Raw genomic sequence first — 16,016 nt, 5'->3', positions numbered from 1 at the left:
AATATCTGCGGTGTGTCAGTGTTACTGGCCTCCTTGATGGAGAGCATCGGCCAACCGCTGCCTTTTGCTACTGGGCGCAGGGCACAGTTCCATCGAACAAAAATTTCGGTGGATTGTGCGTCCGTGCCTTGCCAGACAAACATCTACCTTAGCACGGCGGTTACTTGCCCCGGACAATCTTCCGCAGCCGCTCCAGCCTGGCGGCGATGTCGCGTTCAGCGCCGTTGCCGGTGGGCTGGTAATAGTCCCGGCCCACCAGATCGTCCGGCGGATACTGCTGCGCAGCCACGGCGTGCGGAGCGTCGTGGGCGTATTTGTAGCCTTTACCGTGCCCCAGCTGTTTGGAACCCGGGTAGTGCGAGTCCCTCAGGTGGGGCGGGATGCCGTTGCCCATGCCGGCGCGTACGTCGGCGACGGCCTTGTTGATGCCCATGTAGGCGGCGTTCGATTTTGGCGCCGTCGCAAGGTGGACCACCGCCTCGGCCAGGATGATCCGGCCCTCCGGCATGCCGATCAGCTGCACTGCCTGGGCGGCGGCCACGGCTGTCTGCAACGCCGTGGGATCGGCCATGCCCACGTCCTCGGCCGCTGAGATGACGATGCGGCGGGCCACGAACCGCGGGTCCTCGCCGGCCTCAAGCATGCGCGCCAGGTAGTGGAGGGCGGCGTCAACGTCGGAGCCGCGGATGGATTTGATGAAGGCACTGGCGACGTCATAATGCTGGTCGCCCGCCCGGTCGTAGCGGACGGCTGCGACGTCCAGGGCCCGTTCGGTGTGCTTGAGTTCCACGGTCACCGGCCCGGCTTCGGCGTCATCGGCGTCACCGAATGCCACGCCGGCCGCGGCTTCCAGGGCGGTAAGGGCACGGCGGGCGTCGCCGCCGGACAGCCGGACCAGGTGCGCCAAGGCTTCGGGGTCCAGTTCAACCTTGCCTTCCAGTCCGCGGGAGTCCGCCACGGCGCGGCTGAGCAGCCCTTCGATGTCCGCGTCGGTGAGCGGCTTGAGGGTCAGCAGCAGGGACCGGGAAAGGAGCGGCGATACCACCGAGAAGGACGGGTTTTCGGTGGTGGCGGCCACCAGGACCACCCAACGGTTTTCCACCCCAGGCAGGAGAGCGTCCTGCTGGGCCTTGTTGAACCGGTGGATCTCGTCAAGGAACAGCACCGTGGTGGTCTTGTACAGGTCACGGGCAGTCAGGGCGTCGTCCATGACGCGGCGGACGTCCTTGACGCCGGCGGTAATCGCGGAGAGCTCCACGAACTTGCGGCCCGGCCCGCGGGCGATCACATGGGCCAGCGTGGTTTTTCCCGTCCCCGGCGGTCCCCACAGGATCAGCGAACTTGGTCCGGCCGGTCCGGCGGCGTCGGCTCCGGCTGCCAGCTGGCGCAGCGGCGACCCCTGGCCCAGCAGGTGCTGCTGGCCCACAACGTCGTCGAGGGTGCGGGGCCGCATGCGGACGGCCAGCGGACTGCGTGGTGAGGAGCTCGCGGGTGCGCTGCCCGCGGCGGCCGAATCGCCGTCGTCGTCATTGCCTTGCCCCGGCCCAAAGAGATCATCCACATAGATAGGCTACTTCCAGTCACCCGGCGATCCCGCCACAGCTATCCGGAAGGAACCCGAACCTGCCATGACCATCAATGCCGCCGGCAGCGGACGCTCCCCCTCGGTCCGGACTGCGTTTGTTTCCGGTTCACGGCTGGCCGGCTGGACCGGGCGGTTCGCCGGCAGCCACGACGGTTTCGTACTAAGGGAAGACGACGACGGCGTGCGGCTCCTGGCGGGTGACGGCGCCGAAGCGCTCCTTGAAGCTCCCTGGCCCGCCCATGGGCGGCCAGGACGGGGAGCCGGCCCGCTGGAACGCCTCGCGTCGCTGGCCGCCCAGCCACGCCGGTGCGGCCTGCTCCTGGTCAGGCGCGGCGGCTATGGTGTCGGCATTGCCACCGAGGGCCTCTTGCTGGCCTCGAAGGCGGGCACCAGGTATGTCCAGTCCCGCACCGCGGCCGGCGGGCAGTCACAGCAGCGGTTTGCCCGGCGCCGGTCCAACCAGGCTGACGCCCTGGTGGATGCCGTGGCGTTGCAGGCCGCCCAGGTGTTTGCGGCCGAACCCTTCGAATATGTCTGCCCGGGTGGGGACAGGGCCCTCGCCGAAGCGGTCCTGGGACACCCGGCGCTGGCCAGATGGGCCGGCCTGCACCGCCTGGCGTACCTGGATGTGCCGGAGCCACGGGCCGCCGTCGTTAAAAAGGCCGCCTTCGACGCCTGTTCCATCCGGATCACCGTCGCGGACCCGCCAGGGCTGTAGCTTCCGCCATTCGACTGTGCCCGTGCACGCACGACGTTCCGCAAATCATCCGGGCAGGGAGCCGTCGAACCGGGTTGACGGGCCGTGACGGTGCTTGGGTCAGCAGCCGGTCAGCTGCCGCTTGGGCCGTTCCTGGCGGTAAGCGTAGCGGCCGGTTTCCCGGAATCCGGCGTTGGCGTACAGCGCCTGGGCTCCGTGGTTCGCTGCGGTGACGAGCAGCCAGTACCCGGCAAGGTCCCGCTCCGCCCCCGCCGTGAGGAGCGCATCCAGGACGGCGGTCCCGTAACCGCGTCGGCGTGCCTCGGGGCTCGTCGCCATGGAGTACAGGCCGCCCCGCGCCCCTGGCCCGGTGTCCGGAAGGGCAAGGCGTCCGACGGCGGCGGGCCGGCCCGCGCTGTCCCGGACCAGGGCGTATACGGCAGGGCAGCCCTGGAGGATGGTCCGGGCGATGGCCAGCGCGTCGTCACCCCCGCGTCCGTCCACCGCCCACCACACGGCAAGCCATTCGGCAGAGGGAACAGAATCGAGCTCGACGGCAGGTCGCCGCTCCCTAATCCGGGCCTGCCGCCATGGCCCCCGGGTCATGATCAGGGTTTCGGACTGCGTGGTGAAGCCCTGCATGTCCAGGAAGGAATTGAGGGCATCCGCTTCGGCGGTTGCGGTGACCTGGAAGATCAGGGGCAGCCGGCGGCTGCGGTACCAGGACCGGGCGTCCCGCAGCAGGCCGCTAAGCTCCGGCTCCCCTGCGCCGCTGGCCGGCCTCGGCCAGACCGAATTTGCCCGCTGGGTCACTCCCCCGGCGGCACGAAGAACCCAGGGGCCCAGGTCATGGCGCTCCGGCGCAGGCCACGCCGCATCCATGGCGGCTTCGAGGCCAGGGAATCCGGCGACGTCGTCGTCAAGGGCGGTGGTGGACACGGCGTTCTCCTCCGAGGTGGGTCAAGCAGGGGCAGGAGGCGCCCCGACGAATCCGGGGAGCCTCCTGCCGCTCAGCGAGGTGCGTTATTTGACCGCTTCGGCTTTCCTGGCCTCGACGGGCTTGACCGCCTCAGGCTTGAAATCGACACCGGCCTCCTTGCGCTGCTGTGCGGTGATAGGTGCCGGGGCAGCGGTCAGCGGATCGAAACCACCGCCTGACTTCGGGAAGGCAATGACGTCGCGGATGGACTCGACACCGGCCAGCAGCGAAACCACCCGGTCCCAGCCGAACGCGATGCCGCCGTGCGGGGGCGCTCCGTACTTGAAGCCTTCGAGGAGGAACCCGAACTTGGTCTGGGCGTCTTCCTTGTCCAGCCCCATCAGTTCGAAAACGCGTTCCTGCACGTCACGCTGGTGGATACGGATGGAACCGCCGCCAATCTCGTTGCCGTTACAGACGATGTCGTAGGCGTAGGACAGGGCAGACTCGGGGTCCTTGTCAAAGGTGTCGAGGAACTCCGGCTTGGGCGAGGTAAAGGCGTGGTGCACAGCGGTCCACTGGCCTGCGCCCACTGCGACGTCGCCCGAAGCGACGGCGGCAGCAGCCGGCTCAAACATCGGTGCGTCGACAACCCAGCAGAAAGCCCAGTCCTTGGGATCGATCAGGCCGGTGCGGTGGCCGATTTCAACGCGGGCAGCACCCAGCAGTGCACGGGACGGGGTCTTTTCGCCGGCGGCGAAGAAGATGCAGTCGCCGGGCTTGGCGCCGACGGCGTCGGCCAGGCCAGCGCGTTCGGTGTCGGTCAGGTTCTTCGCGACCGGACCGGCGAGCTCGCCGTCTTCCTTGTAAAGGACGTACGCCAGGCCCTTGGCCCCGCGCTGCTTGGCCCACTCCTGCCAGGCATCAAGTGCACGGCGCGCCTGCGAAGCTCCGCCCGGCATGACCACGGCGCCAACATAGGGCGCCTTGAAAACGCCGAAGTTGGTGTCCTTGAAGAACTCCGTGAGCTCCGTCAGTTCCTGGCCGAAGCGGAGATCGGGCTTGTCCGAACCGTAGCGGGCCATCGCGTCCGCATAGGTGATGCGCTGGATAGGCGTGGGAATCTCCACGCCGATGAGCTTCCAGACAGCCTTGACGATGTTCTCGCCGAGGCGGATGACGTCGTCCTGGTCCACGAAGCTGGCCTCAATGTCCAGCTGGGTGAATTCCGGCTGGCGGTCCGCGCGGAAGTCCTCGTCGCGGTAGCAGCGGGCAATCTGGTAGTACTTCTCGAAACCGCCCACCTGCAGCAACTGCTTGAACAGCTGCGGCGACTGCGGAAGGGCGTACCAAGAGCCCGGTGCCAGGCGGGCCGGAACCAGGAAGTCTCGGGCACCTTCGGGCGTGGACCGGGTCAGCGTGGGCGTCTCGATCTCCACGTAACCTTCGTCGTGGAGCAAGTCGCGGGCCACCCGGTTGGCTTCGGAGCGCAGCCGGATGTTGCGGCTGGGGCCGGGGCGGCGGAGATCAAGGTAGCGGTGCTTCAGGCGGGCTTCCTCGCCCACTTCCACGTGCTCGTCGATTTGGAACGGCAGCGGATCGGAGGTGTTGAGCACCGTGACGTCCTCGGCGATGACTTCGATCTCACCCGTGCCAAGCGCAGGGTTTTCGTTGCCCTCGGGGCGCTTGGAGACGGTGCCGGTCACCTGCAGGACGTACTCGTTGCGCAGCCCGTGGAACACTTCCTCCTCGCGGACCACAATCTGTGCCACGCCGGACGCATCACGCAGGTCCACGAAGGCCACACCACCGTGGTCACGGCGGCGGCCTACCCAGCCGGCCAGGGTTACGGTTTGTCCAATGTGCTCGGAACGAAGGGATCCGAGGTCATGTGTGCGAAGCACAGCACACCTTTCTAGAGGAAGCAGCGGGAAAACTTAGGGAATAGGTCTCGATGGTTCCGGGACCGGTTCCGTCCGAGTTTACCCGTAGGACGGAAGCCGACGTCCACGGGCGGAGCTCCGGCAGGACGGAGGGCAGCGAGGAGCCCTGCTCAGGGGACCTGGGCAGGAACGGCGTCGGCGGTTGCCACCTGCACCACGAGGTCGGCGGCCGGCGGCATCCACGTCTCCGGGGCGGCCACTACCTGTTCACCGGACCGGATGTCCTTGACCTGGTGAGTGCCGTCGTCGTCCGTGAACCAGACGAACGGGATGCCCCGGCGGTCCGCGAACTTGATCTGCTTGCCGAACTTTTCGGCCTTGGCGGCCACCTCGGTGGGAATCCCCCGGCTGCGCAACTGCGCGGCGACGTCCTGCGCAGCGCCCCAGCTGTCGTCGTGCGCGAGGGCCACAAGGACCGCCGTGGGCACGGAACGGGAGGCTTTGGCCAGCTCCTGGCTCAGGATGCGCGAAACCAGCCGGGTCACGCCGATGGACAGGCCGACGCCGGGGAACTTCCGGTTGCCTTTGGAAGCCAGGGCGTCGTACCTGCCGCCCGAGCAGATGGAACCCAGCTGCTCGTGTCCCACCAGGACGGTCTCCACCACGGTGCCCGTGTAGTAGTCCAGGCCGCGGGCAATACTAAGGTCCGCCAGCACCTTGCCGGGTGCGCGCTGGACGGCGGCGTCGATGACCTGCTCCAGCTCGTTAAGCCCCTCGTCGAGCAGGTCGTTGCTGACGCCGAGGGCACGGACCTGGGCCACGAAGGACGTGTCCGCGGTACGGATGCCGGCAAGCTGCAGGGCCTTCTGTGCCTGCTCATCGGTGGCGCCGAGTTCGGATTTCAGGAGTTCGGCAACCTTGGCCGGACCGATCTTTTCCAGCTTGTCGATGCTGCGCAGGACGCCCGCGGTGTCCGTCAGGCCGATGCCGCGGTAGAAGCCCTCGGCCAGTTTGCGGTTGTTGACCCGGAGCTGGAAGTCCGGGATGGGAAGCGCACTGAGTGCCTCGGCGATGACCAGGGCGATTTCAACGTCATAGCGGAACGGCAGCTCGCCATCGCCCACGACGTCGATGTCCGCCTGGGTGAATTCACGGGCGCGGCCTTCCTGGGGGCGTTCGCCGCGCCAGACCTTCTGGATCTGGTACCGCCGGAAGGGGAAGGCCAGGTAGCCGGCGTTTTCAACAACGTAGCGGGCGAAGGGAACCGTCAGGTCGAAGTGCAGCGCCAGCGCGTGCTGGTCGGCTTTGCCGCCCCGGTCCGGAGTCCCGGCCTCATCGTCCTGGAGCCGGCTGAGCCCGTAGACTTCCTTGTCGATCTCGCCCTTGCGCAGCAGCTGTCCCACCGTTTCCACCGAACGCGTCTCAATCGAGGCGAAGCCGTGCAGCTCAAAGACACGGCGCAGGGTATCCAGGACATGCAGCTCCACCAGCCGCTCCTCGGGAAGCCACTCGGGGAATCCGGACAGGGAGGCGGTGCGTGCCATGGAAGTTCTCTCCTCTTAAGGTGCCGGACGCCAGCCGCGTCCCGCCCGTCGGGGGCGCCCTGCGGCGGCTGTCCAGCCAGTCATGCATAAACTATGTGCGGCAGTCAGTTTATGCGTCATCGGTGTGCATCTCTAATACGCCGGACCTGCAGGGCCTGGCGGTCAGGGGACTGCGCCCGGTGCCACCACGGACCCTGGCGCAACCAGGCAGTACAGAGACAACACAGCCACACATAAGGAGGAGCCTTGGCGGCCAGTTCACGCAGTGCCCGCGAAGCAAAACGGCGTATCCATCAGATGGAGGCCAAACGCGAGCTGAGGCGGGACCAGGAACAGCGGCGCAAGCGCGACAACCTGATCGCCGCCGGCGCCGGAACCGCAGCCGTGGTGCTCGCCGTCGTGCTTCAGCTGACGGCCTTCGCCGGCAACCCCACCGAAGATGAGTTTGCTGCCACCGAAGCCGGCCTCACCAACCCGTCGGCGTCGGCCACTCCGTCAGCACCGGCAACTAACGGGCCCAACATTCCGGCCGCCGACACCGCGGCGGGGAAGACGTTCACCGGGGACCTCGTGCTGAACGGCAAGCCACTGGGCGTCGAACTCAACGGAACCACCGCACCGCAGGCCGCCGCGGTCTTCAAGTCCCTCAGCGACGAGGGCTTCTACAACGGCAAGAGCTGCCACCGCCTCACCACCTCGGATGCCTTCGGGGTGCTGCAGTGCGGCTCCGCGAACGGCGACGGGCAGGGCGATCCCAACTACACGTGGGGCCCCCTGGAAAACACCCCGGCGGACAACTCCTACCCGGCCGGAACCATTGCCGTGGCACGGAGCGGCAACAACGCCTACGGCAACGGAACGCAGTTCTTCATCGTCTACAAAGACACGAACATTCCAGCTGATTCCGCCGGTGGCTACACCGTGGTGGGCAAGGTGACCTCAGGCCTGGACGTGGTGACCGGCATCGCTGCCGAAGGGATCACCCCGGGCAGCAGCGACACGGACGGCGCGCCCGTTCAAGCAGTCACGATAGACTCGTTTTCTCTGAAGTAGGAAGCCCGGCCATGGCGGCCGCGGTGCAGGACGTGAGCAGTTCCCTCCAAGCGAAAGACTTTTAGCGGTGACAGACAGTCAGAAATCCGACGAAACAGCAGCAGACGTGACCGACGCGGCGGCTCCCGCCACGGACGCAGAAACTGCAGCAACCAGCGCAACGGCCCCGGAAGCCGCGACCGAAGGCGTGGAGGAGGCCAGCGCACAGGCAGAACAGCCCGCCGAGGCTCCTGCCCCGGACGCAGAACCGGCAGCCCCTGCCCCGTCTCCGGCACCCGGACCCCGGCCTTCGGCCCCGTCCCCTGCAGCTTTCGCCTCACGTCCCAAGCCGGCGGCTGCTGCACCGGCCGCTGCCGTGGCACCTGCGGCACCAGCCACCTCGCCTGCTGAGGCAGCCAAATGGGGACGCGTGGAAGGCGACGGCCACGTCTTCCTGACGATCGACGGCGGAGAACACGCCGTCGGGCAGTACCCGGGCGTCAGCGATGACGAAGCGCTGGCTTACTTCGCGCGGAAGTACGACGACGTCGTGGCCCAGATCGTGCTCCTTGAACAGCGCGTAAGCTCCAAGGCGCCCAGCACCGACATGCAGAAAACTGTCACCCACCTGCACGAACAGCTTGCGGAACGCAACATGGTGGGCGACCTCCGGGCGGCCGAAGCCCGGTTGGACACCCTGGCAACCCACATTGCCGAGCTGGAAAAGACGGAAAAGGCAGAGCACGACGCCGTCCGGGCGGCTGAACTTGCAGCCCGCGAAGCCATCGTGTCCGAGGCCGAGGAGATCTCCGGGCAGGACCCGGCGCAGACCCAGTGGAAGACCTCAAGTGCCCGGATGAACGAGCTGTTCGAGAACTGGAAGGCCGCACAGAAGAGCGGCGTCCGGTTGGGCCGCAGCAACGAGGACGCCCTCTGGAAGCGCTTCAGGGCGGCCCGCACCGTGTTTGACCGGCACCGCCGCGCCTACTTCTCCCAGTTGGACAGCAACAACTCCGCTGCGAAGACCGCCAAGGAAAAGCTGATTTCCGAGGCTGAGGCCCTGTCCAGCTCCACCGACTGGGGCTACGCCGCGGGCGAATACCGCCGCCTCATGGACCAGTGGAAGGCATCACCCCGCGCCAGCCGCAAGGACGATGACGCACTGTGGGCACGTTTCCGTGCCGCGCAGGATGTCTTCTTCACGTCCCGGCAGGCTGCCAACGACGAGATCGACCAGGAATACTCCGCAAACCTGACGGTCAAGGAAGCCCTCCTGGCCGAGGCCAACACGATCCTCCCGATCAAGGACCTGGCGGGTGCCAAGAAGGCGCTTCAGTCCGTCCGTGACCGGTGGGAAGAGGCAGGAAAGGTCCCGCGGGCCGACATGGGCAGGATCGAAGCCGGGCTGCGCAAGGTCGAAGACGCCGTCCGGCAGGCCGAAGAAGAACAGTGGCAGCGTTCGAACCCCGAGCGCAAGGCGCGTACCAACAGTGCCCTGTCACAGCTCGAGAGCGCCATTGCCGGCCTGCAGGATGACCTTGCCAAGGCAGAACAGAGCGGTGACGAGCGCAAGATCAAGGCAGCCAGGGAAGCCCTTGAGGCACGCCAGGCCTGGCTCGACCAGATCCAGCGTTCCGCCAGCGAATTGAGCTGACGCCTTTCCTGTTTGACGACGCCGCAGGCCCGGTTCCGGTTATCCACATAACCCGAATCGGGCCTGCGTGTATCAGGACCTCCTTGGCAGGATGGAGGAATGGCCTCACCATCTGATTCCACGCCGGCCGGAGCTGGGTTGGAGTATCCGCCACCGCACACCACACGGCCCCGGCGCGGTTCCCGGAACTCTATGCGCCCGGGCGGCCTTTCGCCTGGCCAGAACTGCAGTCACTGGCCGCCGACGGGATCCTGGCCCGCTTCCATCAGCATGGCTACACCCTCCCGGGATCTGCCGCCTCTGCCCAATTGCGTGCCCGTGCTGCCGCCGGCTCCGTGCCGTCCCAGGTCCGGCAGCGCGTCGTGGCGGGACGGATGACTGCAGCCTGGATCTACGGCTGTGCTGACGAGCCGGACCGCCTTGCCCTCCTGGTGGACGCCAAGCGCCGCGTCTCGAGCCTGCGGAATACCCGGGGCTGCACGCTGCACGAGGTGAAGCTGGGTCCCTTCGACGTGGTCAGCATGGGCGGACTTATGGTGTCCAGCCCCCTGCGGACCGCTCTGGATATCGCCCTGCACGTGGACGCCGAACGTGCCGTTCCCACGCTGGCGAACCTGCTGGCCCGCCCCGAAAAGGACGTGCGATTACGGCTGCTGGTGCTCGCGATCGAGGCGACCCCGCGCGTGCCGCATAAAAAGGCGGCACTGGAAAAGCTTTCCCGGCTAGCTCCGGCGCTTGTTCCCGGTGGTGCGGTAGACATCAAAGACCCCGTCGATCCGGCGGACGGCGCTGAGGACGTGGCTGAGGTACTTGGGGTCACCCATCTCGAAAGCAAACTTTGAAATGGCAACCCTGTCGGTGGAGGTGTGGACACTGGCGGCCAGGATATTCACATGGTTTTCCGACAGGATCCGCGTCACGTCCGAGAGCAGTGACTTGCGGTCGAGCGCCTCAACCTGGATTTCCACCAGGAATACGCTGGACTGGGTGGGTGCCCAATCCACGTCAACAATCCTGTCCGGCTGATCCTTGAGGTCCGAGATGTTGGTGCAGTCTGTGCGGTGCACAGACACCCCTGACCCCCGTGTGACAAAGCCGAGGATGGGATCCGGCGGCACGGGCGTGCAACAACGTGCCAGTTTGACCCACACATCACCCACACCGCGGACCACAACACCGGAATCGGAGAACCGTGCCTTGGTGACCTGGGTGGGAATGCTGACTTCGCTGATGTCGTCGTCGGCGTTTTCGGTGCCGCCGAGGCTTTCGACAAGCTTCTCCATGACCGACTGCGCGGACGTGTGGCCGTCTCCCACACCGGCGTACAGGCCGGAAATATCCACGTACTTGAATTCTTCGGCCACGGCGGCGAGGGCCTCGTGCGTCATCAGCCGCTGCAGCGGCAGATTCTGCTTCCGCATGGCACGGGTCAGCAGCTCCTTGCCGCGGTCAATCGCCTCTTCGCGGCGTTCCTTGCTGAACCACTGGCGGATCTTGTTCCGTGCCCGGGCGCTCTTGACGAAGTGTTGCCAGTCCTGGCTGGGCCCTGCGCCTTCCGCCTTGGAGGTGAAGATCTCCACCCAGTCGCCGTGGCTGAGTTCACTGTTGAGGGGAACCAGTTTCCCGTTGACGCGGGCACCGATGGTGCGGTGCCCCACCTCGGTGTGGACCGCGTAGGCGAAGTCCACCGGTGTGGATCCGGCAGGCAGCGCCATGACCTCACCCTTGGGCGTGAAGACGAAAACTTCACGGGCGTTGATCTCGAATCGGAGCGAATCGAGGAACTCGCCCGGATCGGAGGTCTCCTGCTGCCAGTCAACCAGGGAACGCAGCCACCCCATATCGCCGTCCCGGGGGCTCCCCGGGCCCACCGCCGTGCGGTTGGGCTGGTCCTTGTACTTCCAGTGTGCAGCCACGCCGTACTCTGCGCGGCGGTGCATTTCATGGGTGCGGATCTGGATTTCCACGGGCTTGCCGCCGGGGCCGATGACCGTGGTGTGCAGCGACTGGTACATGTTGAACTTGGGCATCGCAATGTAGTCCTTGAACCTGCCGGGCAGCGGGTTCCAGCGCGAGTGCATGGTGCCGAGTGCGGCGTAACAGTCCCGGACGGAGTCAACGAGGACCCGGACGCCCATGAGGTCGTTGATGTCGTCGAAGTCCTTGTCCCTGACGATCATCTTCTGGTAGATCGAGTAGTAGTGCTTGGGGCGGCCCGTGATGGTCGCCTTGATCTTGGCCGTACGGAGGTCGTCGGTGATCTGGTCGCGGATGACGCCGAGGCTCTTCTCACGCTCCGGGGTCCTGTCCCCCACCATCCGGACAATCTCTTCGTAGACCTTCGGATACAGCGCTGCGAAGGACAGGTCTTCGAGTTCCCACTTGATGGTGTTCATGCCCAGGCGGTGTGCCAGCGGCGCGAAGATTTCGAGTGTTTCGCGGGCCTTGCGGGCGGACGATTCGGCGGAGACGAACCGCCATGTCCTGGCGTTGTGCAGCCGGTCCGCGAGCTTGATCATGAGCACCCGGATGTCCTTGGCCATGGCTACGACCATTTTGCGGACGGTCTCGGACTGTGCTGCCTCGCCGAAGCTGACCTTGTCCAGCTTGGTCACGCCGTCCACCAGCATGGCCACTTCGGGACCGAAATCACGCTTCAGGTCCGCCAGGGTGTAAGGGGTGTCCTCAACGGTGTCGTGCAGGAGGGCCGCCGCCAGGGTGGTCCCGCTCAAACCGAGTTCGGCAAGAATGGTGGCCACCGCCACCGGGTGGGTGATGTAGGGGTCGCCGCTCTTGCGTTTCTGTCCCCGGTGGCTGCGTTCAGCGACATCGAATGCGCGCTGGATGAGGTCGAAGTCCTCTTTGGGGTTGTTGGCCCGGACGGTGCGCAGCAGCGGCTCAAGGATGGGTGAATAGGTGGCGGCGCCACGGCCGGTCAGGCGGGCAAGCCTTGAACGGGTGCGCTCCCTGCGGCCGGGGAACGTGGCGCGGGTGCCGGAGTTGTCGACCGGCACCAGGGATCCGGGGCGCGCCGATGCAGCCACCCCGGTATGGCCACCGGTGGAATTGTTTTCTCCCTGAGCCGTTGGCGCCGACGCCGAACGTTCTTCCAATGAAGCACCCCTCACCACCGTCTTAATTACCTCAGTCTATTCCTCCGCACGCAGAGATTTATAACCGGGGCACTTAAACGACCACGGGCCGGACAGTGTGATTTCCACACCGTCCGGCCCGTGGCCGGGAACACCGGCTGGACCGGCGCGGGTTATGTCGATCAGGCCTGGGCAGGCTCCGTTGAAGCGTTGCGTTCGGCGGAGCTGCTGCGCCGCTGCTCCACACGCCGGGCCTGCTTGACCAGGTCCGGTTCGTTCTGCCGCAGCCAGGCGTACATCGGCGCCGCCACGAAGATGGTGGCCGTCGTACCGATCAGGATTCCCACGAACAGTGCGAGCGACAGGTCGCGCAGTGTTCCCGCGCCCAGAAGGCCGGCGCCGATGAACAGGATGGCGCCCACCGGGAGGATCGCCACCATCATGGTGTTGATGGAACGCACCAGCGTCTGGTTCACGGCAAGGTTGACTTCCTCGGCGAACGTGCGGCGGGTTGAGGAGTCAATCTCCGCCGTGTTCTCGCGGATCTTGTCGAAGACCACCACGGTGTCGTAGAGGGAGTAGCTGAGCACCGTCAGGAACCCGATGATGGCGGACGGGGTCACCTCAAAATCGCTGAGGGCGTAGACGCCGGCGGTGATGAACATGGTGACGAGCATGCCGGCGAGGGCCGAGACGGACATTTTCCACGTACGGAAGTACAGGGCCATCAGCACGGCCGCCAGGAGGACGAAAACCACCAGGCCGATCAGGGCCTGCTTGGTGACGTCGGCACCCCAGGTGGGTCCCACGAACGTGGAGGTAACTTCGTTCTCGGTCACACCGTAGGCGGTGTGCAGTCCCTCCTTGATGCGCAGCGTCTCGTCATCCGTGAGCTTGTCCGTCTGGATGCGCATGGTGGTTCCGGCCACGTTGGCCACACGCGGAACACTGCCGGCCACAACATCCGTGACGGCCTTCTCCCCCACCGTGGCGTCCGTGGTCTTCACGTTGGAGACCGTGAATTCCGAGCCGCCCCGGAACTCGATACCCAGGTTGAACCCGCCCTTGGCGACAGGAATGATGATGGACAGCGCCACACCCACCAGCGCGATCAGGAACCAGATTTTCTTGGATCCCACGAATTCGTAGGAGCGCTTCCCGGTGTAGAGCTCGTTGCCGAAATTGGCGAAGCCTGACATTACTTGTTCTCCTTCGCAGCGGTCTTCGAGGAACCGGCGAGCTGTTCCTGCTTCTCCGCCAGCCGCCGTTCGGCAATGGTCATCCTGCGTTCCGCTTCCGCGGCGGCTCCCGCATTCTTGGCACGGACATTGGCCGGACGGTCTTCGGGGGTCCGGACGCGGCCGGCACCGCGGTAGAGCGGTACGGCGCCGAGGCGCTTGGGGTCAAGCCCGGAGAACCGGTGGCCTTCGCCGAAGAAGCGCGTCCGCGCCAGCAGCTGCAGCGTCGGGTGGGTGAACATGAAGACCACAATGAGGTCGGCGATGGCGGTCAGGCCGAGCGTGAAGGCGAAGCCCCGCACGTTGCCCACCGCGACGAAGTAGAGGACCAGCGCGGCCAGCAGGTTGACGGCCTTGGAGGCGAGCACGGTGCGCTTGGCCCGCTTCCAGCCGTTCTCGACGGCGGAGACCAGGCCGCGTCCTTCACGCAGCTCATCGCGGATACGTTCGAAGTAGACGATGAACGAGTCAGCCGTCTGGCCGATGGCCACGATGATGCCCGCAACGCCGGCCAGGGACAGACGGTAATTTTCCGTCCAGCCCAGGATGGCGATGGCCAGGTACGTCAGGACGCCTGCCACCACCAGCGAGGCGATGGTCACGAAGCCCAGGGCACGGTACTGGAAGAGCGAATAGACCACCACCAGGAGCAGGCCGATGAGGCCGGCCAGCAGGCCCATGCGCAACTGCTCGCCACCCAGGGTCGCCGAGATCTGCTGTTCACTCTGGATCTCGAAGCTGATGGGGAGGGCGCCGAAGCGCAGCTGGTCCGACAGTGCCTTCGCTGTCTGCTCGGTGAAGCCGCCCGTGATCTGCGGACGGCCGTCCGTGATGACAGCCAGTGAACGCGGAGCGGAAATGACCTGGTCGTCGAGGACGATGGCGAACTGTGCCTTGGGGTCGTTGCCCGACTCGCCGCCGGCGGCCACGTAGAACTGGTTGAGGCGCTCGGTGACCTCCTTGAACTTCGCGGTACCTTCCTCATTGAACTGGATGTTGACTGCCCAGTCGTTGGTGACGGCTCCCTGGGCGCCCTGCTGCAGCTGGAACGAGGAAGTGACGATGTTGCTGCCCTTCACCTCGACAGGTCCCAGGATGTACTTGATGGCCGGGCTCGTGTCCGTTGCCGGTTCACACGTGACCAGCGGCTTGGTCGGATCCGAACGCTCGGCCTTCTCGGCTGAGGCGTTGTCACAGTCCAGGGCCTCGAACTCGCGGTAGATTTCCGGCGTGATCCAGTTGATGTCGCTGCTGTTGGCGGGCGCCGCGGTTGGCTTGGGCAGCTGATCCTCGGGTGCCCGGGACTCCTCCGGAACAACAGCTCCGGCTCCGTTCAGGAGCACGGGCCGGAAGTTCATGTCCGCGGATGCCTGGATGAGGTCGCGGGTGGCAGTGGACGGCGTGCCGGGGAGGCTCACCACCACGTTGCGGCCTGACTGCGTGCTGATTTCCGCTTCGGCCACGCCGGAACCGTCAACGCGTTGGCGGATGATTGCCACGGCCTGGTTCAGCTGTTCCTCATTAATGTCAGAACCGCCCTCGACCTTTGGCGCCAGGATCATCTGGGTACCGCCTTCGAGGTCAAGTGCCAGCTTGGGCGACCAGCTTGCCTGTCCGGCGGCGGTGCCGGCGGCCAGGACGGCGGTCAACGCGGCGATGATTACGCCCAGCCAGACCAGGACCCTGAGGCCGGGTTTCTTGGGGCCAGTTCGTGCCATTGTCGATCTTTCTCTTATTCACGGAGGAACCGCCGGTGCGCATGTGCACCGGCGGTTGTCCGCAGCGGTAGAGGGGTTAAGGTGCCGGAAGGACTAGCTGTCCTTCTTGCCCTCATCGTTGAGGCGCTTCAGGGTTTCGTCCGGGGTCTCGGCCGGGAACGCTGTTGTCTCGGCGGCCGTGGCCGGCGCAGCCGTGGTGCCGGCGGCTTCCGGAGCGGTCAGGGACGAGGCATCGTCCGGTACGGCGGGAGCAACGGCTTCCGGCGCAACGGCCGGTTCCATCACCTTGGTGACGGACTGCCGGTGCACGGTGGCCAGGTTGCCCGGCGAGAGTTCCAGGGTGACCTTGTTTTCGGCCTCATCGATGTCAACGATCCGGCCGAAGAGTCCGAAGCTGGTCATGACATCGACGCCCGGGCCGAACTTCGACTGGAGCTCCGCCTGCTGCTGCTGCGTCTTCTTGTTGCGGCGGAACATCATGAAGATGAACACGCCGAGCATGACGAACAGGAGAATTGACATTGGATCCAAGGGGAATTCCGTCCTTTGTGGTACCTGGCTGGTTTTCCGGCAGCGCCGGACTTTGTCTGTGCCGGGCGGAACAGTCATGGAAGCCGATCCCTGACGGACCTCCTGCACCGGCAGCGCGGCCAA

The 16,016-nt window shown here is 65.9% G+C and carries 12 protein-coding genes; 4 read left to right on the top strand and 8 right to left on the bottom strand.

From position 1 onward, the window contains the following. Positions 1 to 160 precede the first annotated feature (160 nt). Positions 161 to 1,561: a replication-associated recombination protein A gene (locus QE394_RS18900; RefSeq protein WP_349035254.1), complete on the bottom strand. Its 1,401-nt coding sequence runs from the start codon at positions 1,559 to 1,561 to the stop codon at positions 161 to 163. 67 nt (positions 1,562 to 1,628) lie between these two features. On the opposite strand from QE394_RS18900, the gene QE394_RS18895 reads away from it, so the two are divergent. Then, positions 1,629 to 2,303, top strand: a complete 675-nt coding sequence (locus tag QE394_RS18895; RefSeq protein WP_349035253.1) for an acVLRF1 family peptidyl-tRNA hydrolase — start codon at positions 1,629 to 1,631, stop codon at positions 2,301 to 2,303. Between the two features lie 99 nt (positions 2,304 to 2,402). On the opposite strand, the gene QE394_RS18890 is transcribed toward QE394_RS18895, so the two are convergent. From QE394_RS18890 to hisS, 3 genes are all read right to left on the bottom strand, one after another. Beyond that, the gene (locus QE394_RS18890; RefSeq protein ID WP_261619688.1) at positions 2,403 to 3,221 is read right to left on the bottom strand and encodes a GNAT family N-acetyltransferase; all 819 of its coding nucleotides are present in this window, start codon (positions 3,219 to 3,221) and stop codon (positions 2,403 to 2,405) included. A gap of 84 nt (positions 3,222 to 3,305) precedes the next feature. Continuing rightward, on the bottom strand, positions 3,306 to 5,105 hold the full coding sequence (aspS, locus tag QE394_RS18885; protein WP_056079447.1) for an aspartate--tRNA ligase: 1,800 nt from the start codon (positions 5,103 to 5,105) through the stop codon (positions 3,306 to 3,308). 149 nt (positions 5,106 to 5,254) lie between these two features. Continuing rightward, on the bottom strand, positions 5,255 to 6,628 hold the full coding sequence (gene hisS, locus QE394_RS18880) for a histidine--tRNA ligase (RefSeq protein ID WP_261619690.1): 1,374 nt from the start codon (positions 6,626 to 6,628) through the stop codon (positions 5,255 to 5,257). Positions 6,629 to 6,874: 246 nt separating this feature from the next. On the opposite strand from hisS, the gene QE394_RS18875 reads away from it, so the two are divergent. The 3 genes from QE394_RS18875 to QE394_RS18865 all read left to right on the top strand — a co-directional run bounded on the left by QE394_RS18875 (position 6,875) and on the right by QE394_RS18865 (position 10,156). Then, the gene (locus QE394_RS18875) at positions 6,875 to 7,681 is read left to right on the top strand and encodes a peptidylprolyl isomerase (protein ID WP_056079453.1); all 807 of its coding nucleotides are present in this window, start codon (positions 6,875 to 6,877) and stop codon (positions 7,679 to 7,681) included. A 67-nt stretch (positions 7,682 to 7,748) separates the two neighbouring features. Further along, positions 7,749 to 9,314, top strand: coding sequence for a DUF349 domain-containing protein (locus QE394_RS18870; protein WP_349035252.1), 1,566 nt, complete (start codon positions 7,749 to 7,751; stop codon positions 9,312 to 9,314). A gap of 308 nt (positions 9,315 to 9,622) precedes the next feature. Next, complete coding sequence (locus QE394_RS18865; RefSeq protein ID WP_349035251.1) at positions 9,623 to 10,156, top strand: type IV toxin-antitoxin system AbiEi family antitoxin; 534 nt, start codon at positions 9,623 to 9,625, stop codon at positions 10,154 to 10,156. On the opposite strand, the gene QE394_RS18860 is transcribed toward QE394_RS18865, so the two are convergent. The 4 genes from QE394_RS18860 to yajC form a co-directional block, all read right to left on the bottom strand. Then, positions 10,037 to 12,427 (bottom strand): bifunctional (p)ppGpp synthetase/guanosine-3',5'-bis(diphosphate) 3'-pyrophosphohydrolase, encoded by a 2,391-nt coding sequence (locus QE394_RS18860; protein WP_315967726.1) that lies wholly within the window; start codon positions 12,425 to 12,427, stop codon positions 10,037 to 10,039. The two genes, QE394_RS18865 and QE394_RS18860, sit on opposite strands and share 120 nt — an antisense overlap. A 161-nt stretch (positions 12,428 to 12,588) precedes the next feature. Continuing rightward, complete coding sequence (gene secF, locus QE394_RS18855; RefSeq protein ID WP_349035250.1) at positions 12,589 to 13,605, bottom strand: protein translocase subunit SecF; 1,017 nt, start codon at positions 13,603 to 13,605, stop codon at positions 12,589 to 12,591. Then, the gene (secD, locus tag QE394_RS18850; protein ID WP_056079466.1) at positions 13,605 to 15,362 is read right to left on the bottom strand and encodes a protein translocase subunit SecD; all 1,758 of its coding nucleotides are present in this window, start codon (positions 15,360 to 15,362) and stop codon (positions 13,605 to 13,607) included. The genes secF and secD overlap by 1 nt, the downstream gene beginning before the upstream one ends. Positions 15,363 to 15,455: 93 nt before the next feature. After that, positions 15,456 to 15,884: a preprotein translocase subunit YajC gene (yajC, locus tag QE394_RS18845; protein WP_056079469.1), complete on the bottom strand. Its 429-nt coding sequence runs from the start codon at positions 15,882 to 15,884 to the stop codon at positions 15,456 to 15,458. Between the last annotated feature and the right edge of the window lie 132 nt (positions 15,885 to 16,016).

The sequence above is a fragment of the Pseudarthrobacter sp. SORGH_AS 212 genome, from assembly GCF_030818145.1.
GTDB lineage: Bacteria > Actinomycetota > Actinomycetes > Actinomycetales > Micrococcaceae > Arthrobacter.
This window is presented reverse-complemented; position numbering and strand designations above follow the sequence as displayed.